This is a genomic window from Sphingorhabdus sp., assembly GCF_046154385.1.
Classification (GTDB): Bacteria; Pseudomonadota; Alphaproteobacteria; order Sphingomonadales; family Sphingomonadaceae; genus Sphingorhabdus_B.
Genome location: NZ_JBJXFW010000006.1, coordinates 1 through 20029, shown reverse-complemented (window position 1 = coordinate 20029; position 20029 = coordinate 1). Strand labels below are relative to the sequence as shown.

The following is a 20029-nucleotide window of genomic DNA, read 5'->3' as shown; positions in this document are numbered from 1 at the left end:
GAAGCGTCAGCCGCGATAGACCCAGCCCAATGTTTCACCAGCGTGGAAGGGAACGATCGTGGTGCCGTTGGCGTCGACCGTATCGGGCACATGGGTTTCCACGCGTTCGAGCGTGATCGTGCCCTCATTCAGCGGCAGGCCGTAAAAGCGCGGGCCATTCTCGCTGGCAAAGGCCTCGAACCGGTCAAGCGCGCCTTCTTCGTCAAACACCGTGACATAGCTTTCCAGCGCAAAAGGTGCGTTGAATATACCCGCACAGCCGCAGGCGCTTTCCTTTGCCGATTGGGCGTGCGGCGCGCTGTCGGTGCCGAGGAAATATTTGGTGCTGCCCGACGTCGCGGCCTTACGCAGCGCCAGCCGGTGCACCTCGCGCTTGGCAACGGGCAGGCAATAGGCGTGCGGGCGCATGCCGCCTGCGAACATCGCATTGCGGTTGATATGCAGATGCTGCGGCGTGATCGTCGCGGCGACATTGGGTCCGCTGGCATCGACAAAGGCGGCGGCATCGGCGGTGGTGATATGTTCGAACACGATCTTCAGTTCGGGCAGGTTCCGGACCAGACCCGATAATGTGCGCTCGATAAACACGGCCTCGCGGTCAAAAATATCGACATGGCTGTCGGTCACCTCGCCATGGATCAGCAAGGGCATCCCTACCGACGCCATTTTTTCAAGCGCGGGCATGATCTGCGCGATGTCGGTCACGCCATGCGCGCTGCCCGTGGTGGCATGGGCAGGGTAAAGCTTGGCCGCGGTAAACACACCTTCGGCAAAGCCCCGCGCCAGTTCGTCGCCATCGACCCCGTCGGTCAGATAGGCGGTCATCAACGGCGTGAAATCCACGCCCGCCGGCACCGCCGCCTGTATCCGGTCGCGATAGGCGGCGCAGCCTTCGACGCTGGTCACCGGCGGAGACAGGTTGGGCATCACAATGGCGCGGGCAAATTGCCGGGCGGTAAAGGGAACGACCCCTTTCATCACAGCGTCATCGCGGAAATGGAGGTGCCAATCATCGGGGCGGCGGATCGTCAAGCTGTCAGTCATCTCTTCCCTTTAGGCGAAGCGGACCCTATCTGTCACCCATGTCCAACCCCCGCCTGTTCGATCGCTTTGTCCTCCGCCTCTCCCCCACCGAGGAAGGCGAAGATGTGCGCGGATTTCTGCAAGGCCTGGTAACGCAGGACAGCAAAGGCGCCCTGCCCGCATGGTCCGGCCTGCTCACGCCGCAGGGCAAGGCCCTGTTCGATTTCATCATCTGGGACGGAGGCGCGGATATCTTGATCGATTGCGAGGCCGCGCAGGCCGAGGCACTGGCACGGCGGCTGTCGATCTACCGCCTGCGCCGCAAGATCGCGATTGCTGTGGATGACGCATTCGGCGTCTTTTGGTCACCCGAAGGCACAGGCGACCCGCGCCACCCCGCGCTAGGGCGGCGCTGGATCGCGCCCATCGGCGCCGACGACACGGACGCAAGCGAAGCCTTCCGCCGCCACCGGCTGGCGCTGGGCATTGCAGAAGGCGTGGCCGAACTCGGCAGCGACCAGACGCTCTGGCTCGAAACAAACGCGGCGGAACTGGGCGGCGTGTCCTTTTCCAAAGGATGCTATGTCGGGCAGGAAAATACGGCGCGCATGAACTGGCGGCAAAAGGTCAACCGCCGCCTGGTGGTCGTCCCGCTGGCAGTCGCCGACCCCAAAAGGCAGCGCGTGGCCTATCCGGAGCTAGGGTTCTCGGTCGAGTTGCGGCGGGTGGAGGATATGGCGGGGCTTGAATTGCCGGAGTGGCAGCGGGGTGCTTTGGGGGATGGGGAGTGAATGAATTCTGGGTGTGGGATTTTTTTCGCTAGAAATTTTTTTCGCTAGAAGGAAGAAGGCAAAAAGGAAAAAGGCGTGGGGGCTCTTAATCTAGCTCGGCGCTCTTACTCAAACGCATGTTGAGCCATAAAACTCCGTCACCCTGAACTTGTTTCACCTTCGGTGACTACGTTCCAGGGTGACGATACTTTCGATTGAAGAGCAACGCCGCATTGGCCGCGCAAAGGCCTTCTTCCTTTTGGCCTTCTTCCTTCTAGCGAAAAAACCCCGGCCCCTCCCGCTTGCGGGAGGGGCCGGGGGAGGGCGAGTCGACGCGTAAAGCGTAACGCGACACTTGACAATGCAAGCATTTCTGTCTAATATTGCAAAGTGGAGATTGAGAGCATCACGCATAAAGGTCTGCGCCGCTTTTTCGAAACGGGAAATGCAAAAGGCTTGGTGGGTGATGTCGGGCGACTTCGAAAAATGTTGACCTATATAGATGCGGTGGAGTCTCTAGACGAATTACGGATACCGCCAAATTACGGGCTGCATGAATTGACCGGCGACCGGAAAGGCCAATGGTCAATGACAGTAACACGCAACTGGCGGCTTACGTTTTCGATGAATGCCGATGGCGCGTTGGTGGATATGGATTTGGAGGACCATCATGGCACTTAAAATGCATCCGCTTTTGGCCGTGCATGTCGGCGACTGGTTGAAGACCGAGATTGTCGAGCCTGCGGGCATCAATGTCACGGCCCTTGCCGCCCATTTTGGTGTATCGCGCCAGGCATTGAGCAATTTGCTAAACGGCAATGCCAATCTGTCGGCGGACATGTCCATCCGCTTTGAAAAGGCATTTGGTGTGAAGGCCGATACCCTGCTGCATATGCAAACCACCTATGAAATCGCCCGCGCCCGCGAACATGAGGCAGAGATTAAAGTGGAAAAGCTTGCGAAGGCAGCATGATCGTTCGGGGAAGCTGCCATTGCGGAGCGGTACGAAGCCTTTTGGCGTCGACCATGAGGACGAGTGGAGAAGTGGAGTTGAGGCACCTCACTCCCCTCCCGCAAGCGGGAGGGGGATTGCGCCTTCTTCACGAACTCTTCGTGAACTTGATAACACCGCTTTTCTGGTTCACGCAGAGGCCGCAGAGTTCGCCGAGATTGGAACGGCAGTCACCCGGGACAAGTGTCCGGTTTCAGGGTGTCCGAAAAGTATCCGTAACGTCTGGAATGTTGTGGTTAGCGGACGTTACCTTGAGTGCTTAGTTGGTTAAGCAAACGCACTTTATTTCGCTTTCCATGGGTTACCCAACTTGTGAGGCGAAGGTAGTTTGGCCGCTCTTGTTGCAGGGCAACTTCTGCACCGCGCTCTCGGAGAAAGCGACGAAACCTTTGGCAATTCTTGCGACCCCAGACTCCTACATATCTCATCATCCAAGGCGCTTGCCGATAAGAAGCATATCCGCTGAAGGCCTCGTCAAGCTCCGCAAGCGTCATAAATGGAAGCACCTTCGAAAGCGGCGCGATGCAGACGACCGCATCGCTACCCACAACGAATGCGGACTCAGTGAACTCGAAAAGGTGAACCGGCTTGGCCATAGCTCAGCAATGCACTGAAACGCGAATGCCCGCAATGTTGTCGTGAGCTGACTGTCGGCTTTTGGTTATTGTTCGGCGTTTCTATCTTTTAAAAACCCACAGACGCGGCAACACCCACCCATATGGCTAAACGGTAAGCACCATAGATAAGGATGCAGCAAATCACCGTAGCGAGTGGGCAGCCCCAAATCGGCACAGTGCAACCCGGGTTGTCTTCACCGCGCTCAATTTCATCGGACGAGTAACCATTCTGCATGGAAACCCATTAAAGTGCTCTCATTTAACGGTCAACGATGTGGCAAAATGAACCAATGTCCGCTTTGTTGTCGTGTCCTGTAAGTCCGCGTTGGCAGATTTGTTGTGGAAAACAGACATTTGATAACTTAGGCTGGCCCGATGTTCGTTAGTCGCTACACCGCTGTAATATCACGCGACCATGTTGCGCTCACCAACTGTAGGACGGGCGCTTCAGTTGCAAAATCTGCCCCGATCCCATTTTCATCCGATGAACAGCTCATCGAAAACTATGACGCGGCCTTTGATTTCGTAGCCGAACTAATTCGAACTATGGAAGGTCGCGCCCGTTGGTTTCGCATTCCAACCATTGTGGTGACAGTTCCAAACTCGCAAAACTCGAACCTTGATTCCCAAGCTGTTAGACGTCTTTTCGAGGAACTTGGTTATGTCCGCATTCAAATCAGCTAATTCTATTCCGACGTCCGCAATGTTGTGGAAAGCAGACATTCTATCATAACTTACTGCTTAATATTATTTAGCGAGGTTCGAGCGGCGCACCTCGTGCAGATTGATTTATTTTACTCTTTAGATTTTTATCAATTCTGCGGTCAACCCGCGGCTTGTTGAGGATTGCGACGACCATAAGCATTATCCAAATGAGGGACATCCCAGCAGCACATGCCGCCCAAATGTAATAGCCTTCAGGATTGTATTGGTAGAAGCTTCTCTTACGAGGAAGTAGCTCCAAGATGAGACGAAGGAGTGGCTCGCATTGCGCGCGAAAAGCAAACATGAGTGCGCTAAGAAGCGCAAAACTTACACCTCCCGAAATCCCAATCAAGAGCAACCCTTTGTTAGTGTCGCCGAATGGTCGAAATATCTTCATGCCTACTAGCATAACACCGCCGCTTTCGACCGCAATGTTGTCGTGTCCTGACAGGCAGCTTTTATCGCATATCACTGGAAAGCTGCCCTCCGTTCACACTATGAACAAACGGCAGAAAACGATGACGGGAAACTATTGCCTGAATGGCAGGAATGTTTTGGTGCGCGGACAAAATTTACTCGGTGTCAAACCAAAATCTAGATCATCGACAGTAGCATTCAGATTACGCTATCATGACGTATGCCCGAGTATGATTTCGACCCGCTGTTTGCGCGCTATCGGCGCGACGCAATTTTGCTGTATCGGCCTTATCCGCCGCTTTTGAAGACGTCGACGAACTCAAAATTTGGCGGCTTACCTCGTTTGCCAGCAGACATAGCTTGGCCGCGCGATGCACATGGAACAGCATTGCACTTTTTGGCTCAAATCGATTGTTCCGACATTAAAATATCGTCCCAATTGCCTGATAAGGGCGTATTGTTTTTCTTTGGTCGTGATGACGAGGAACAGCTTTGGGCTGACACGCCTAAATCGGCGTCGGTCATATATTCCAAAGAGGCGACGGCATCAACGGTTCACCAATCTCCGCCGCCCGATCTTCCGCCGATCGGAGGTGAGTATTACAAGGCTTATGCTTGGAGGAATCTGTTATTAGCTGACGAAGTGGGGCCAAATGTTCATGTCGAGTGGCCGATCCAGCCGCTACCAATAGATAGCTGGCCGGACACGTTATTCGAAGACGGACCACCTGAAACCGCTTCGTTCGACTGGCGACACTTGCTGAAGCAATTGCTCGAACGAAAGCCGCAAGCCGAAAGCTGGCAGGACGAACAAAAGCGCTATGTCGCCTACACCGACCGCCATGAGGAATTGCGAAACGATGCTTTCGTTCGGGCCACCGGCAAGCCAATTCTGGAATGGAACCCGCTTGCAGGCGAACGTGAAGCCGCGCAACGCATATTTGACCATGCTGATGCGGGTCCAGATGCCTTTCCCCATTTCTGGATCCAAATTGAATATGCAGTGCGAACGTTCATTGGAAGTTTCGGGGACCGTCCGACCCACGGCACCTATGATGAAAAGCACCTTTTAAGTGCGAGAAATTGGCTTCGAAAAGCACAGGCATCCAATGGGATGACTGAAGTAAATGCGGCAGACAAGGCCGCATTTCGCATTTGGTTGATGCGATTGCATAAGCCCCGGAAGGGACCGCCATCGCCGACACCCTATGCCGAGTGTGTTTTTCACGCTGCGCGGTTGAATATTCGATCATGGGCGGGCGATCCGGACTTGTCTGCCAAGATCACACCGATTGTTTACGGTGCAATGGAACCTTATCTCTCCGGAAATTCCGCGTGGGGCTTGCAATACGCCCAAATGCTTGGCCATGCGCCATCGGCACAAAGCCCGCTACATCCCGATGAACCGGACATATGCCTTCTGAACCTCGCCAGCGATGCGGCGCTGGGCTGGATGTTTGGCGATGTTGGAAACGCAACGTTCTTCATCATGCCGGACGCGCTTGCTAAGCTTGATTTCAGTCAAGTCGAAGCTGATGTCGTTGGTCACTAAACACTCGAACGGTGAACCAAGTTGTGCGCTACACGACTTCGGCTCCCAGGTGACGGGTTCTGTAGATTGTGACTGTCACTTCAGCTCCAGCCCCGTCCATTTGGCGAGGAAGGCGTAGATGTCGGAATATTCCTCAATCAGCTTGTCCGTCGGCTTGCCCGAACCATGGCCCGCGCGGCTTTCGATGCGGATGATCTTGGGCCGCGATCCGGTCTTTGCCGCCTGCAGCGCGGCGGTATATTTGAAGCTGTGCCCCGGCACCACGCGGTCGTCGGTGTCGGCGGTGGAGACAATAACCGCCGGATAATCGACGCCCGATGTGATGTTGTGATAGGGCGAATAGGTCAGCTGCATCTTCAGATCGGCCTCTTTCGCAGGGCTGCCATAATCGTCGACCCAATAGCGGCCCGCGGTGAAGCGGTCGAAACGGGTCATGTCCATCACACCAACGGCGGCATGGCCCGCGGCAAAAAGGTCCGGCCGCTGGTTCAGCGACGCGCCGACCAGCAGACCGCCGTTGGAGCGGCCTTCAATGGCAAGCTTGCCCTTGGCGGTGTAGCCCTTGGCCACCAGATATTCGCCCGCCGCCGCAAAATCGTCGAACACATTCTGCTTGTTCATCAGGCGGCCCGCATCATGCCACGGCTTTCCATATTCGCCGCCCCCGCGCAGATTGGCGAGCGCGAAGACGCCGCCCGACTGGATCCACGCCATGCGCGTCGCCGAATAGGTCGGGGTCTGCGAAATGTTGAACCCGCCATAGCCATAGAGCAATGTCGGCGCGCCTTTGCTGAGGTCGAGGCCCTTTTTGTGGACGATGAACATCGGGATATTCGTGCCGTCCTTTGACGGGTAGAAGACCTGCTCGATTGCAAAGTCCGCCGGATTGAAGCTCAGTTTCGGCTCGGCAAAGGACGTCGACTGGCCCGTGCGGCTGTCGAAGCGGTAGACCGCGCCCGGCTGGTTGAAGCTTGAAAAGCCGTAGAAGGTTTCAGGGTCACCCGGCGTACCTGAAAAACCGCTCGCCGTGCCAATGGCGTTCAGCGAGATTTCCGTGGCCGGACCGCCTGCCAAATTGGTCATCATCGCCATCGATTTCGCGTCCTTGATAAAGGACAGGATCAACCGCTCGCCCACAATCTGCGCACGGGTCAGCGTTTCGGTGCGTTCGGGGACGATGTCGGCGAAGACCGGCGCCTTGCCCGCGACATCGACCGACACAACCTTTAGCCGCGGCGCATCCTTGTTGGTGATGAACCAGAGCTTATTGCCCATGCCCTCGACCAATTGCCATTCATGCTCCAGCCCTTTGACCAGCGGTGTCGCTTTCCACGACGGTTTCTTGCCGAGCGGCATGATGTGCAGCTCATATTTCTCGTCCGTCCCCTGCGACGTGGTGATCAGCGCCCATTTGCCGTCATGCGTGACCTGCGCGCTGTGGCCATATTCGGGCTTGTCGGGGGTCGCATAGATCGCCTTGTCTTCCGACTGGGGGGTGCCGATCTTGTGGTAATAGACGGTCTGGTTGTAATTGAGCTGCTGGAAAGCGGCGCCTTCCTTCGGCTCGGCAAAGCGCGAATAGAGGAAGCCGTCATTGCCGACCCAACTGATGTTGGTGAACTTCGCCCATTTGATCTCGTCGGTCAGGATATTGCCCGTCGCGGTGTCGAGCACCTTGATCGTGCGCCAGTCGGAACCGCCATCCTGAATTGAATAGGCGAGCAGCTTGCCATTTTTCGACGGCACCCAACTATCGAGCGCGGTCGCGCCGTCGTTTGCCCAACTGTTGGGATCGATCAGGATACGGTTCTTGCCGGTCAGCCCCTTGCGCACATACAGCACCGACTGGTTCTGCAGCCCGTCATTCTTCGTGAAGAAATAATGCCCGCCCGCTTTTTCAGGCAGGCCAAAACGTTCATAATCGAACAGCGTCTTCATCCGCGCGGCGAGCACTTCTTTGCCCGGCAGCGTGTCGAGATAGGCGTCGGTCACCTTGTTCTGCGCCTTCACCCAATCGGCGACGGCGGGATTGACGCGGACATCATCCTCCAGCCAGCGATAGGGATCGGGGATCTTGATGCCAAAGGCGGTGTCGACAACATCAACGGTCTTCGTCTGCGGATAGGTCAAACCACCCGCATCATCGGCAAATGCGCCCTGCGGCCCCGTCATCACCATCAACGCAACCCCCAACCAAAGTGCTTTACGCATATATTCATTCCTCAACCCGCAAAATTCTTTCGCTACGCTTAGTGCCCCGCTCGGCCAAGGCCAATAGTTTCATTGTATGGAACAATTTCCTCTCCCTCTTCGGCTCCAGGGTGACGGGTTTGTGTTGATGGAGCGGGTGAGTTGGCGCGCTTTACTCCCCTCCCGCGTGCGGGAGGGGCTGGGGGAGGGTGATGGAGGCATTGGTCTTGGTCTTAACCGAGGATAGTTTCACGCAAAGGCGCGAAGATTTACAAGAGGGCGGATGCCCCTCAAATATGTCACGCGCGATTTGGGTTGAGTGACTTTGATATTTTCGACCACCCTCTTACAAACCTTCGCGTCTTTGCGTGAAATATTCTGTTTCTTTCGGGACACCAAGCGGAGTTTCAACACCCGCTCTAAAACGCCTTCGGCTCAAGGGTGTCGGGAAGAGAGGGGGTGACGGAGTCCAGGGGATCTAAGTCGGCGTCAGGGAGACAGGCCCATGCAGGCCCGTCTCCCATGTCGCTTTAGAATATCTCGAACAGTCCGGCTGCGCCCATGCCGCCGCCGACGCACATGGTGACGACGCCATATTTGGCACCGCGGCGCTTGCCTTCGATCAGGGCGTGGCCGGTGCAGCGTGCGCCGGTCATGCCATAAGGGTGGCCGATGGAGATCGAGCCGCCATTGACGTTCAGCAGTTCACCCGGAATGCCCAGCTTGTCGCGGCAATAGAGCACTTGCACGGCGAAGGCTTCGTTCAGTTCCCAGATGCCGATATCGTCCATCTTCAGACCAAAACGCTGCAGCAGTTTCGGAATGGCGAAGACAGGGCCGATGCCCATTTCGTCGGGCTCGGTTCCGGCGACGGCCATGCCGACATAGCGGCCCAGCGGATTGAGGCCCTTCTTTTCGGCAACCTTGGCTTCCATCAGCACGCTGGCCGATGATCCGTCGGACAATTGGCTGGCGTTACCGGCGGTGATGGTCATGTCGGGGCCAAGCACCGGCTGGAGCGCCTGAAGACCGGCCAGCTGGGTGTCGGCGCGGTTGCCTTCGTCCTTGGCGATGGTGACTTCCTTCTGGCTGACTTCGCCGGTTTCCTTGTTGGTCACATTCATGGTGGTGGTGACGGGCACGATTTCGGCGTCGAAATAACCGGCAGCCTGCGCCGCGGCGGTGCGCTGCTGCGACTGGAGGGCATATTCGTCCATCGCGTCGCGGCTGATATTATAGCGCTTGGCAACTACTTCGGCGGTTTGCAGCATCGGCATATAGACATTCTGGTGCATCGCGATCAGGTCGCGGTCGGGGGCAACGCGCATTTCCTTGGTCTGCACGAGGCTGATCGATTCCTGGCCACCGGCGGCCATGATGTCGACATTGTCGACGATGATCTGCTTGGCGGCAGTGGCGATCGACATCAGGCCCGACGAGCATTGGCGGTCCATGGTCATGCCCGATACCGTGATCGGCAGGCCGGCGCGCAGAACGACCTGACGCGCGAGGTTACCCGCCTGCGTGCCCTGCTGCAGCGCGGAGCCCCAGAGGACGTCGTCGATTTCGCCGCCTTCAATACCGGCGCGCTCGACGGCGGCTGCCAATGAATAACTGCCCAGCGTCGGGCCGGATGTGGCGTTAAATCCGCCGCGATAGGCTTTACCGATGGCGGTACGGGCGGTCGAAACAATTACTGCATCACGCATGGGGGTGGTTCCTTGTTTTAGAGATTATACGAAAAACTGGCTGATCCATTCGGCCTGAAGGGCGGGCTTGTCCTCGCCTTCAATCTCGACGGTGAATTCAAGCGTCTGCTGCCATTGGCCGGGACGCTTTTCGACAAGCTCAAGCAGCTTGAAATGGCCGCGCACCCGCTTGCCGGAGCGGACAGGTGCGAGGAAACGGGTTTTGTTGCCGCCATAGTTGACGCCCATTTTCACGCCTTCGATCCGCGGGCTGTCCGACTTTGCGGACATGACGGGGAAAAGCGACAGCGTCAAAAAGCCATGGGCAATGGTCCCGCCAAAGGGGGTCATTTTGGCCATTTCCTCGTTAATGTGGATGAACTGGTGGTCGCCGGTGGCATCAGCGAATTTGTTGATCATGTCCTGGTCGACCAGGATCCATTCGGATGTACCGATTTGTTCGCCCACTTTGGTGGCGAGTTCGGCGGGGGTTATGGTGGTCATGGGCATTCCTCCTAAAGTCAATTTTGCCCTATCGTGGCCCGATTGCCGGCGTATTACAACCCCTGCGCTTTTGCCGCTACGGCATGCTTGGCTGTGGCGATGGCGGGTCGAGGGATGGCGGATGGGGGTGGGGTGATTCTCGGAAAATATGTCGGTTGATGGGGACAGTCCCTAAGGGGACAGTCCCCGAAAAGCACAACGTTGGGGACTGTCCCTTCAGGGACTGTCCCCTTTTCCGCCCGTCACGCCTTCGCCCGCGCCTTGGGCGCAGCAGCCGCTGCCGGAGCATAAGGCATAACCAGCGTGCCGTCCGGGGCAGCCGTAAAAGTCGTCTGGGTGGGGTAGGCAAATTCGATGCCGTCGCGCGCGAAGCGTTTGACAATGGCAATGCCGATGGCGTGCCGTGCCTTGAACATTTCCTCGACATCATCGCTGTTCACATCGAACACCAGCTGGAAATCAAGCGAGCTGGGGCCGAAGGTCGAAAAGCCTGCGCGGATGAATTCCGAGCCATGGGCCTCGACAATTTCCTTGAGCAAATCCGGCACCCCTGCGGCCACGGCGGGCGGGGTCTGGTAGACGAGGTTGATCGGGAAGACGACGCGGCGATAAACAGTCAGCGTGTTGTTGGTGATTTCCTTTTCCAGCAGTTTGCTGTTGGCAATGATCTTCTCTTCACCCGTCAACGCGCGCAGGCGGGTGCTCTTCATGCCGATCTTTTCGACCCGCGCGGTGGTCGTGTCATAGGTGACCGTGTCGCCCCGGCGGAAAGGCTTGTCGAAGATGATCGAGATGGCCGCGAACAGGTCGGAAAAAATGCCCTGTGCGGCAAGGCCGATGGCGATACCGCCGACGCCAAGACCTGCAATCAGGCCCGTGACGTTCACGCCCAGATTGTCGAGGATGACGATGGCGGCGATGGCAAACAGCGCGAAGCTGACCGACAGGCGGATCAGCACCATCGCACTCGCCAGCGTATCGCGCTCATGCTGGCCTTCGTTCACCCGCCGTTCGATCAGGCCGAGTATGATCTCGCGCAGCCACACCGCGATCTGGATGGTGACCGCGATGGTGAACAGAATATCGACCATATGGGTAAGCATTTCCGGTGCACCTGCGGAGCGGTTCACCACCTCGACCGCCACCATGATCCGGAAAAATTTGCTCGTTCTTGCCAGCGTGCGTGCGATAATCGATTTCAGTTCGGCGCGATGTTCGCTTTCACGAGCGATTTTGGCCGCAACGCGCTTGAGCCAGCTGAGCAGCAGGAACACACATATGGCGGCCACGATGGCGAATAGGAGTTCGACGGCATTGCCCTGAACCCAGTTGACGAGCGAGGTCCAATAGGATTCGAGGCGGAGGATCACGGATTGCGCGTCGATGCGGGGGGAGGGTGTCGGCGTCGGTTTGGTCATGCTTCGGCTTTAAGGAGGTTCGTCGCCGCACACAATGCGCCTCGTCGGGCTTTGTTCCCGTGGCGCTGCTTAAGGGGACAGTCCCCAAGGGGACAGTCCCCAAGGGGACAGTCCCCGGTCGTCGCGTTATAAGGGGACTGTCCCTTTAGGGACTGTCCCCAACGTCTTAAGTTTGCAATGTCCCTTTAGGGACTGTCCCCAACGTCCTTAAAGGCCGCCATGCTGCCTCGCTCCGGCGGCGGGCGAGGTAGGTGTCGAAACTGATCTGCAACGCGATCAGCATGTAGAAAAAGGTCTGGAACGCGATTCCCACAAAGAGCGAGCCCACCAGATAGACGATCTGGCTGTTCTGCAGGGCCGTGGCGAGCGGGGCGACCCAGGCTTCGTCGGGGCGGTTGCGTTTGCGGTAGAGGCGGCTGATGACTTCCATCCGCCACACGCCGCCAAGGTGGATGATGAGCCACATCAGCAGGCCCGGAAAGCCCTGTTCGCCGAGCATCTCGAAATAGCTGGAATGGAAGGCGCGGCCCTCGTCGACGATCTCGCGCACCGCGGGCGCATCATAGTCCGCCGGTTGGGCAGGGTTGCTTTTCTGCTCCATATCGTAGCGGATGCGGTTCTGCCGATAGACGTCAAAGCCGCCGCCTAGCGGGTGTTCCTTCACATATTCCCACGTCCACGCCCAGACGGCGAGGCGGGTGGAGGCGGATTCGTCGGCTTTGTAATTCTTGATGGTGTCGGCCCGCGTCGTGAAACTCGACGGCAGGAACGGCACCGCCGCCAGCCCCATAAGCGCGACTGCGCCCAGATACAGCATCCGGTGCCGGACATAGCGCAACAGTAAGATGCCGAGCACGGCAATGCACACAATGCCGGTGCGCGCTTGCGTGCCGACAGGGATCAGCAGGCAGGCGAAGATCAGACAAGCGGCATAGACGCGCACTTTCCAGTCGGGTTTGAATATCGTCCCGTGCTTGGCAAGCCAGAGGATGAGCGGGATGATGGTGATCGCAACGCAGGACACGATGCTGCCTTCGAACAGGCCGCTATTGTCGTCGATCAGGATGACGAGCGAGCCATAGCCCCCGCCGCCCGTTGCGGTCTTGATACCGCCGGTCACGATTAGGGCGGAGGCGCACAGCACCATCGTCAATATGGTCGCCTCCATCCGCAGCTTCGTGCGCAATGTGAGGGGCAGGAAGGCGGCAAAGACGAGCGCTTTCCAGACCCAGTTCCATTTGTCGAGCGCGGCCACAGGCTCCACCGCGACGGACGTTGTATAGCCGCAATAGCCGAGCAGCAGGATCAGCAGGAACCAGCGCGGCGAAACCCGCACATCCTTTTTATCATCGCCCAGCACAAAGCCTGCAAAGGCGAGCGCAAAGAGGATCAGCGACAGCGGTATCGAGTTCAGCAGGAAATAGCTGAGCCGTTGCGGCGACACGATGTCGACATAGGCATAGACCAGCGTGAACAGGAACGGCCGCTTGAACGCCATCAGCATGATGAGCGCGATATAACCGACAAAGATCAGGTCACGCATCGGGCGTTCCCCTGGGCACAGGACGCCGGGGCTTTGCGAATCCCGTCGGCGCTTCGTCTGGTTCCGGCGGGTCCTCGACGTCGAGGTCGGGCCGGTTCATGAGATGCCACAGCGCAAAAGCGAGCAGGGCGTGACTCAGCAATATCGAAAAATTGTCGATCACCGGGAATGCGCCCCTTTTGGCCGATATGCGCCTGTCATAACTTGCCTATATCCGCGCCGGGTTGACGCGACGTTAATCCTTTTCTGGCAGGGATTTGGCCCATGTCGCGCATTCTTCATGTTCTTGATCACAGCCTTCCGCTGCACAGCGGATACACATTTCGCACCCGCGCCATCATGAAGGCGCAGGCCGCTGCCGGGTGGGATGTCGCCGGAATTACCGGCGTGCGCCAATATCAGCATGGCCAAATAGCCGATAGTCTGGATGAAACCGTTGAGGGCCTCCATTTCCACCGCACTTTAGATGCAGTTTCGGGGCCATCGCCGCTTCGCGAGTGGCGGGAAATTGCGGTGTTGGCGCAATCCATCATTGCCCTTCATACCAGATGGCCGTTTGACCTTTTGCACGCCCATTCCCCGGCGCTGAACGGGCTGGCGGCGGTCCGCGCCGCACGCCATTTGGGCCTGCCGATGCTCTATGAGATTCGTGCATTTTGGGAAGATGCTGCCGTTGGTAATGGCACCGGAACCGAAGGATCGGCAAAATATCGGCTGACCCGGGCGCTTGAAAATTATGTGATAAGTCAATCCGATGCGGTTGCGGTCATTTGCGAAGGGTTGAAGACCGATCTCGTCAGCCGCGGAGTGGCACAGGAGAAAATCACCATCTCGCCCAATGGCGTCGACCTTGAACTGTTCGGATCGCCGCCGCCGGCCGACGCTGCGCTCGCCGCGCAGCTTGGCCTGACGGGCAAGGATGTGATTGGCTATATTGGCAGCTTTTACGATTATGAAGGTCTGGATGACCTGATCGCCGCGATCCCGCTGATGAAAAATGACGCGCATTTGCTGTTGGTCGGCGGCGGACCGATGGAGCAGGCGTTGCGCGCGCAATCGCTGGCGTCGCCCTGCGCCGACCGGATTCATTTCGTCGGTCGCGTGTCGCATGAAGAGGTGGAGCAATATTACAGTCTGGTCGACATTCTGGCCTATCCACGCAAACGGATGCGCCTGACCGATCTGGTAACGCCGCTCAAACCGCTGGAAGCGATGGCGCAGGGGCGTCTGGTTGCGGCTTCGGATGTAGGGGGGCATAAAGAACTGATCCAGCATAACCGGACCGGCACATTATTTGCTGCCGATAATGCACCCGATCTGGCCCTTTCGATCGACGGGCTTTTCGAAAATCGCGCCAATTGGGATAGTATCAGGGCGACCGCTCGCCAGTTCGTGGACGAAGAACGCAGTTGGCAGAAGAATATTTATCGTTACGATCCTGTTTACCATTTGCTGATAGGGGATAAGGCAAATGTTCGCGCTGCGTAAATGTGCGGGTGACTTAACAGGATGAATACATGACCAAAACAGTCTCCAATAGCCAGATGAGAGCCATGATGCTGGCGATGGCCGGGGCGATCATCGTGGCTGTTACGATCATGTTTGTTCCCGTTGGATTGTTGGAAAACGCAGCCGGATCTTCGGGTCTGTCGGAACTGATTCCTGCCGCGCGCGCACCGTTGGGCGACACCGCCCGCGCGATTATCGCATTTGGTACAAGCGCGCTTACGCTCGCGGTGCTGGCCTATACCCTTCTTGCCTTTGGTACATCATCTGGAAACCGTTTTGCGCTTGCGGAATCCGCCCCCGATTGGGCCAGCGAACCGGAGGCCGCGAACAGCGCATCGCGCTTGGCGCGTTTGAAAATGCCCAGCCTGTCGATGCCAAAAATGCCATGGGTTCACGATGAAGGCGATATAACCGAGCTTTCGGACCTGCCCATTTTGCGGAACGGGGATACCCATCCCGACGCCCCGCCGCGCCGCCCCTTATTCGCCAATCAGGATTTGCCGGTCATCGATTTGGCCGAAATCGCAACAGACATGGCTCTGGATGCAGGGGATGATCCGCACACTGCCGAAGTGGCGCCCGTTCCTGCCGATCCGGCTATCCCGCCGCTTGAGACCGTAAAACCTGAAATCGAGCCTACATTGGCCGAAATGGTTGCCCAACTGGAGGCGGCCGTTGCTGAACGTCAAAAGCAGCTCACCGAACTGGAAACCGTCGCCGCGCAACTCGCATCGCGCGCGGTCGCGCAGCCCGTGCACGATGATATCGAAGGCGTCGAGGAGATAGCGGAGGCCGATGTGACGTTCGAACCGACCCGCGATGGCCGTCCGTCGCTGGAGATTGTACCTGATGTCGTGGCCAAGGATGATGACATGGATTCCGCCCTTGCCGCCGCCCTTGCAACCCTGAACCGCATGAACGGGACGTCGCGTTAAGGGATTCGTCAGAAGGAATAAGGGAATAAGGAAGAAGGGGGTTGCTGCCGTTCGGTTCCGGAGGTCTTTAATCTGAACCCTGATTTGAATGAAGGCTTCGCCTTCGCATTTTTCACATCGAGATCTTCATCGAAGGTGAAACAAATTGTGCACAGCACGCCTTCGGCTCCAGGGTGACGGGGTTGGGCACCCCCCTTCTTCCTTATTCCCTTCTTCCTTCTGACGAAAAATATCCCACCCTATCCTTCCAGAACCAACAACACGACCACCAATCCCCCATCAGCACGCTCGACCGCGATGTCGGCCACGATCTGGCCGGGCAGGCTGAATTCATGCGCCTCCAATATCGCCGCAACTTCTTGCGCCCCGCGCACATGGGCCGATGTGTAACCAAGGGTTAACTGCACCCCGGAAAAGGTCAGGCTGAACCAAGGCCGCTCCTGCTTCACGTGCCATTGTCCATGCGGTATAGCCCGCTGCAGTTCGCGCAGCAGTCTTGGCAGATTTGTCCGGCAGTTCATGCAGCGTTGTTCCTGCCGGTTTGCGCGTCGGAAGAATAGGCTGCGATATACCGGCGCAATTTTAACTCCATTTCGGGCCTAACTTCCCGGCCCATGCGCATATCGAGTACAAGCCTCGGGTCATGCGCCGCCAACCGGCCAAATTTGGTGGGGGGCAGGTTCTTTTCACGCAGAAAGCGTTCAACCAGTCGGTTTATGTGCATGACTTCTCCTCCGAGTGCGACCGGGTTTTTCTTGCCCGAATCAAATAGAACAAATAAAGAACAAATGTGATAGGAGAAATCCTACAAGTCTAGGAAATTTCCTTCCGGTTTGGAGCAAAAATGGTGGATGACGACCCGCGTGCATTTCTGGATCGGCTAATCGTTCAAAGCGGTGACGATTATGCGGGTCTTTCTAAATTGGTCGGACGAAATGCGGCCTATATTCAGCAATATATCAAGCGGGGGACGCCCAAGCGCCTGCCGGAAATCGAACGTGGCATATTGGCGCGCTATTTCGGGGTGGACGAACGGCTGTTGGGCGGTGTCGCGTCGGCGGCGTCAAAACCCGAGATGCGGTTGATTCCCAAACTTGCCGTGGGTGCATCGGCGGGGCCGGGGGCGTTGAACGATGCCGAAACGCTGGCCGGAAAAATCGGCTTCGACGAAAAATGGTTACGCAAGCAGGGGTTGGAGCCTGCGAACCTCTCGCTCATTCGCGTCGACGGCGATTCGATGGCCCCAACGCTCAGCCATGGCGATGATATCATGGTCGACCGCAGCGCGGCGGCCGCAGGGTTTCGCGATGGCATTTATGTTATCCGGCTGGATGATGTGTTGATGGTCAAGCGGCTGGCAAAGGGCCCGGCGGGCCGGTTGTCCATATTGTCCGACAATCCGTCCTATCCGGACTGGCCCGACATCGCCGGTGCGTCAGTCTCCATCGTGGGAAGGGTGGTATGGGCCGGACGACGGCTATGACGGCCAGTCTGGTAAAGGCCAGTCTGGTAAAAGGTTGCAAGCGGTGCACCGCTTCGCCACATAGGGCATCATGGCAAACGTAACATCCTCTGGTAGCAAACAACCCCCGTTGAAAGCCGTGATCATTCCGGTCACGCCGCTGCAGCAAAATTGCACTTTGTTCTGGTGTACTGAAACCAACAAGGCCGCTCTGGTCGACCCGGGCGGCGATCTCGACAAGTTGAAGGCGGCGGTGGCGCAAACCGGCGTGGAACTGGAAAAGCTATTGGTGACACACGGGCATTTGGACCATTGCGGACAGACCGGAATGCTGGCCAAGGAACTGGGTCTCCCGATCGAAGGGCCGCAGGAGGAAGACCGTTTCTGGATCGCCCAGCTGGATGAAGACGGACCGCGCTGGGGGATGGAGGCGCACACGTTCGAGCCCGACCGGTGGCTTGAGGATGGCGACACCGTCACCGTTGGCAATCTGACGCTGGATGTTATCCATTGCCCCGGTCACACGCCCGGCCATGTGATATTCTACCACGCGCCCAGCCGTCTTGCGATTGTGGGCGATGTATTGTTCCAGGGCTCGATCGGCCGCACCGATTTCCCGCGTGGCAACCATGCCGACCTCATCAACGCCATCACCCAGAAGCTATGGCCTTTGGGCGATGATGTAACCTTCATTCCGGGGCATGGCGCGACCAGCCAGTTCGGCTATGAACGCAAGACCAATATGTTCGTCGCCGACGACATATTGGCCGCGCGCTGATTTAGGCCCTGACCCTAATTTAGAGGACGGTCGCGTAGACCGCCCACAGGGCCCAGCCGGCAAGGCCGAGCAGGGTCAGCATGGTGATCAGCGTTCCGACCATCCGTCCCTTGCCCATTGCGCCACCGTCCATGCCAAGGCCATGCGCCAGACGCCCGACGATATACAGGATACCGACACCCCATAGCCAGTTGCTGGTGCCCGCCGTCGCTTCCAGTGCCGCGAGCAGGATCAGGACAAAGGGCGCGCTTTCGACGAAATTCGCGTGCGCGCGCATCCGCCGGATGACAAATTCATTGCCGCCATCGCCCACCGAAACACTTTCTTTGGTGCGGGCCTGACCACAGCGGATCATGAGCCAAAGGTTTACGAGCGCGGCGCCGGCTGCGATGGTCAGTGTTACGGGTAAACTCAACATATATACTCTCCCTATTTGGTGTATCCGCTTAACTGCTATCTCTCGGCTTGCAAAGCGCAGAAAAAGCGGTATATCGCGCCGCTCACACGGACATGTGCGGTGAACTAAGGCTGATTCTGGCGATTGCTTGCTTCGACCAGCCTTTTGACCTATCATGGCTCAGAACTTATTGATTTGAAATGGAACAGGTGCCGAGATGGCTGTCCCCAAAAGAAAAACTTCACCTTCAAAGCGCGGCATGCGTCGTAGCCACGATTCGCTTAAAGTTGCTGCCTATCAGGAATGTGCAAATTGCGGCGAATTGAAACGCCCGCATCATATGTGTGACGCATGTGGCCATTATAACGGCCGCGAAGTGATGGCGGTCGCCTAATCCTTCTCGTTAAGGAGAAATGCTGGTGTCGATGAAACCGCGTATCGCAATAGACGCGATGGGCGGCGACGAAGGCATTCCGGTAATGTTGGCAGGTGCGGCCCTGGCGCGGCATCGGCACGACAGTTTCGAATTTCTGCTGGTCGGGGATGAACCCCGGATCAAGACTGCTCTCGACAAGCATCCCAATCTGCGTGCGGCGTCGGAAATCCTGCATGCCGATGATATCGTCACCGGCGATGAAAAGGTTAGCCAGGCCATCCGCAAGGCGAAGACCAGCTCGATGGGCCTTGCCATTAACGCCGTCAAAGAAGGCCATGCCAGCGCCGCGGTGAGCGCAGGTAACACCGGCGCGTTGATGGGCATGGCGAAATTGGCCTTGCGGACAATGCCCGGAATTGACCGCCCCGCGCTCGCCGCCCTGTTGCCGACCTTGAAAGATACCGACGTTGTCGTGCTCGATCTGGGCGCCAACACCGAATGTGATGCGCGAAATCTGGCCCAGTTTGCGGTCATGGGTGCCGCCTATTCGCGGATCATCTTCGGCTTTGAACAGCCCAAGGTACGGTTGCTGAATATCGGCACCGAAGAAATGAAGGGCACTGACGAACTGCGCGATGCAGCGCAATATCTGCGCGACGCCAGCGGTCTGCACATGGATTTCCAAGGCTTTATCGAGGCTGACAAGATCAACCGCGGCGAATGCGATGTCGTCGTATGCGACGGATTTACAGGCAACATCGCGTTAAAGGCGATTGAGGGGTCTGCCCGATTCGTCACGGATTTGCTGCGCCGCGCCTTTACCAGCTCGCTGCGGTCCAAATTCGGCTTTCTGGTATCGCGTCCCGCGACCGAATTGCTGCGTCACCATCTCGACCCCAACAACCATAATGGCGCGGTTTTCATGGGGTTGAACGGGGTCGTCGTCAAAAGCCACGGCAGCGCAACAAGTAACGGTGTTGCAAATGCAGTCCAGGTCGCCGCGCGGCTGGTCGAAGAAGACATCACCGCGCGCATCGCGCAGGATCTGGCGCGGGTGCAGATAGGATGACGTCCACCGCTCTTCGCGCCGTCATCAAGGGCACCGGTTCCGCCCTTCCCCGAAACCGCGTTTC

General features: G+C 57.6%; 22 protein-coding genes. 10 read left to right on the top strand and 12 right to left on the bottom strand.

The window, feature by feature from the left end; translation table 11 throughout:
- Window positions 1-6 precede the first annotated feature (6 nt).
- Window positions 7-1044: a dihydroorotase gene (gene pyrC, locus ACKVOS_RS00885; RefSeq protein WP_409210138.1), complete on the bottom strand. Its 1038-nt coding sequence runs from the start codon at window positions 1042-1044 to the stop codon at window positions 7-9.
- Between the two features lie 38 nt (window positions 1045-1082).
- Here pyrC and ACKVOS_RS00880 point away from each other — a divergent pair, with 38 nt between their 5' ends.
- From ACKVOS_RS00880 to ACKVOS_RS00870, 3 genes are all read left to right on the top strand, one after another.
- Window positions 1083-1814 (top strand): YgfZ/GcvT domain-containing protein, encoded by a 732-nt coding sequence (locus ACKVOS_RS00880; RefSeq protein WP_409210137.1) that lies wholly within the window; start codon window positions 1083-1085, stop codon window positions 1812-1814.
- A gap of 369 nt (window positions 1815-2183) precedes the next feature.
- Window positions 2184-2474, top strand: coding sequence for a type II toxin-antitoxin system RelE/ParE family toxin (locus ACKVOS_RS00875; RefSeq protein WP_409210136.1), 291 nt, complete (start codon window positions 2184-2186; stop codon window positions 2472-2474).
- Window positions 2464-2766 (top strand): HigA family addiction module antitoxin, encoded by a 303-nt coding sequence (locus ACKVOS_RS00870; RefSeq protein WP_409210135.1) that lies wholly within the window; start codon window positions 2464-2466, stop codon window positions 2764-2766. The genes ACKVOS_RS00875 and ACKVOS_RS00870 overlap by 11 nt, the downstream gene beginning before the upstream one ends.
- A gap of 275 nt (window positions 2767-3041) precedes the next feature.
- On the opposite strand, the gene ACKVOS_RS00865 is transcribed toward ACKVOS_RS00870, so the two are convergent.
- Together ACKVOS_RS00865 and ACKVOS_RS00860 are read right to left on the bottom strand one after the other, a co-directional pair.
- The gene (locus tag ACKVOS_RS00865) at window positions 3042-3401 is read right to left on the bottom strand and encodes a hypothetical protein (RefSeq protein ID WP_409210134.1); all 360 of its coding nucleotides are present in this window, start codon (window positions 3399-3401) and stop codon (window positions 3042-3044) included.
- Between the two features lie 772 nt (window positions 3402-4173).
- Window positions 4174-4524 carry a hypothetical protein gene (locus ACKVOS_RS00860; RefSeq protein ID WP_409210133.1) on the bottom strand — a complete coding sequence of 117 codons (351 nt, stop codon included), beginning with the start codon at window positions 4522-4524 and terminating at the stop codon, window positions 4174-4176.
- Window positions 4525-4764: 240 nt separating this feature from the next.
- On the opposite strand from ACKVOS_RS00860, the gene ACKVOS_RS00855 reads away from it, so the two are divergent.
- Window positions 4765-6096 (top strand): DUF1963 domain-containing protein, encoded by a 1332-nt coding sequence (locus ACKVOS_RS00855; RefSeq protein ID WP_409210132.1) that lies wholly within the window; start codon window positions 4765-4767, stop codon window positions 6094-6096.
- A gap of 75 nt (window positions 6097-6171) precedes the next feature.
- Here the strand turns inward: ACKVOS_RS00855 and ACKVOS_RS00850 are convergent, their stop codons facing one another.
- The 6 genes from ACKVOS_RS00850 to ACKVOS_RS00825 form a co-directional block, all read right to left on the bottom strand.
- Window positions 6172-8307 (bottom strand): prolyl oligopeptidase family serine peptidase, encoded by a 2136-nt coding sequence (locus ACKVOS_RS00850; RefSeq protein WP_409210131.1) that lies wholly within the window; start codon window positions 8305-8307, stop codon window positions 6172-6174.
- Between the two features lie 509 nt (window positions 8308-8816).
- Window positions 8817-9995, bottom strand: a complete 1179-nt coding sequence (locus tag ACKVOS_RS00845; protein WP_409210130.1) for an acetyl-CoA C-acyltransferase — start codon at window positions 9993-9995, stop codon at window positions 8817-8819.
- Between the two features lie 24 nt (window positions 9996-10019).
- Window positions 10020-10478 (bottom strand): MaoC family dehydratase, encoded by a 459-nt coding sequence (locus tag ACKVOS_RS00840; protein ID WP_409210129.1) that lies wholly within the window; start codon window positions 10476-10478, stop codon window positions 10020-10022.
- 242 nt (window positions 10479-10720) lie between these two features.
- Window positions 10721-11896: a mechanosensitive ion channel family protein gene (locus ACKVOS_RS00835; RefSeq protein ID WP_409210128.1), complete on the bottom strand. Its 1176-nt coding sequence runs from the start codon at window positions 11894-11896 to the stop codon at window positions 10721-10723.
- A gap of 166 nt (window positions 11897-12062) precedes the next feature.
- Entirely contained in the window at window positions 12063-13439 is a 1377-nt protein-coding gene (locus ACKVOS_RS00830; RefSeq protein WP_409210127.1) for a putative O-glycosylation ligase, exosortase A system-associated, read from the bottom strand.
- Entirely contained in the window at window positions 13432-13602 is a 171-nt protein-coding gene (locus tag ACKVOS_RS00825) for a hypothetical protein (RefSeq protein ID WP_409210126.1), read from the bottom strand. Before ACKVOS_RS00825 ends, ACKVOS_RS00830 begins: the two co-directional genes overlap by 8 nt.
- A 101-nt stretch (window positions 13603-13703) precedes the next feature.
- Between ACKVOS_RS00825 and ACKVOS_RS00820 the strand changes: the two genes are divergently transcribed.
- Both ACKVOS_RS00820 and ACKVOS_RS00815 read left to right on the top strand, forming a co-directional pair.
- Window positions 13704-14927 carry a TIGR04063 family PEP-CTERM/XrtA system glycosyltransferase gene (locus ACKVOS_RS00820; protein WP_409210125.1) on the top strand — a complete coding sequence of 408 codons (1224 nt, stop codon included), beginning with the start codon at window positions 13704-13706 and terminating at the stop codon, window positions 14925-14927.
- A 29-nt stretch (window positions 14928-14956) separates the two neighbouring features.
- A complete protein-coding gene (locus ACKVOS_RS00815; RefSeq protein WP_409210124.1) occupies window positions 14957-15883 on the top strand; it encodes a hypothetical protein in 927 nt (308 codons plus the stop codon).
- 239 nt (window positions 15884-16122) lie between these two features.
- On the opposite strand, the gene ACKVOS_RS00810 is transcribed toward ACKVOS_RS00815, so the two are convergent.
- Window positions 16123-16404: a hypothetical protein gene (locus ACKVOS_RS00810; RefSeq protein ID WP_409210123.1), complete on the bottom strand. Its 282-nt coding sequence runs from the start codon at window positions 16402-16404 to the stop codon at window positions 16123-16125.
- Window positions 16401-16607, bottom strand: a complete 207-nt coding sequence (locus ACKVOS_RS00805; RefSeq protein WP_409210122.1) for a hypothetical protein — start codon at window positions 16605-16607, stop codon at window positions 16401-16403. The genes ACKVOS_RS00810 and ACKVOS_RS00805 overlap by 4 nt, the downstream gene beginning before the upstream one ends.
- A gap of 120 nt (window positions 16608-16727) precedes the next feature.
- On the opposite strand from ACKVOS_RS00805, the gene ACKVOS_RS00800 reads away from it, so the two are divergent.
- Both ACKVOS_RS00800 and ACKVOS_RS00795 read left to right on the top strand, forming a co-directional pair.
- Complete coding sequence (locus ACKVOS_RS00800) at window positions 16728-17366, top strand: helix-turn-helix transcriptional regulator (protein ID WP_409210121.1); 639 nt, start codon at window positions 16728-16730, stop codon at window positions 17364-17366.
- A gap of 70 nt (window positions 17367-17436) precedes the next feature.
- The gene (locus ACKVOS_RS00795) at window positions 17437-18123 is read left to right on the top strand and encodes an MBL fold metallo-hydrolase (protein ID WP_409210120.1); all 687 of its coding nucleotides are present in this window, start codon (window positions 17437-17439) and stop codon (window positions 18121-18123) included.
- 19 nt (window positions 18124-18142) lie between these two features.
- Here ACKVOS_RS00795 and ACKVOS_RS00790 read toward each other — a convergent pair whose 3' ends face one another.
- Window positions 18143-18541, bottom strand: coding sequence for an MAPEG family protein (locus ACKVOS_RS00790; RefSeq protein ID WP_409210119.1), 399 nt, complete (start codon window positions 18539-18541; stop codon window positions 18143-18145).
- Between the two features lie 196 nt (window positions 18542-18737).
- Between ACKVOS_RS00790 and rpmF the strand changes: the two genes are divergently transcribed.
- Complete coding sequence (rpmF, locus tag ACKVOS_RS00785) at window positions 18738-18914, top strand: 50S ribosomal protein L32 (protein WP_409210118.1); 177 nt, start codon at window positions 18738-18740, stop codon at window positions 18912-18914.
- A 31-nt stretch (window positions 18915-18945) separates the two neighbouring features.
- Window positions 18946-19965, top strand: a complete 1020-nt coding sequence (gene plsX / locus ACKVOS_RS00780) for a phosphate acyltransferase PlsX (RefSeq protein WP_409210221.1) — start codon at window positions 18946-18948, stop codon at window positions 19963-19965.
- Window positions 19966-20029: the final 64 nt, after the last annotated feature.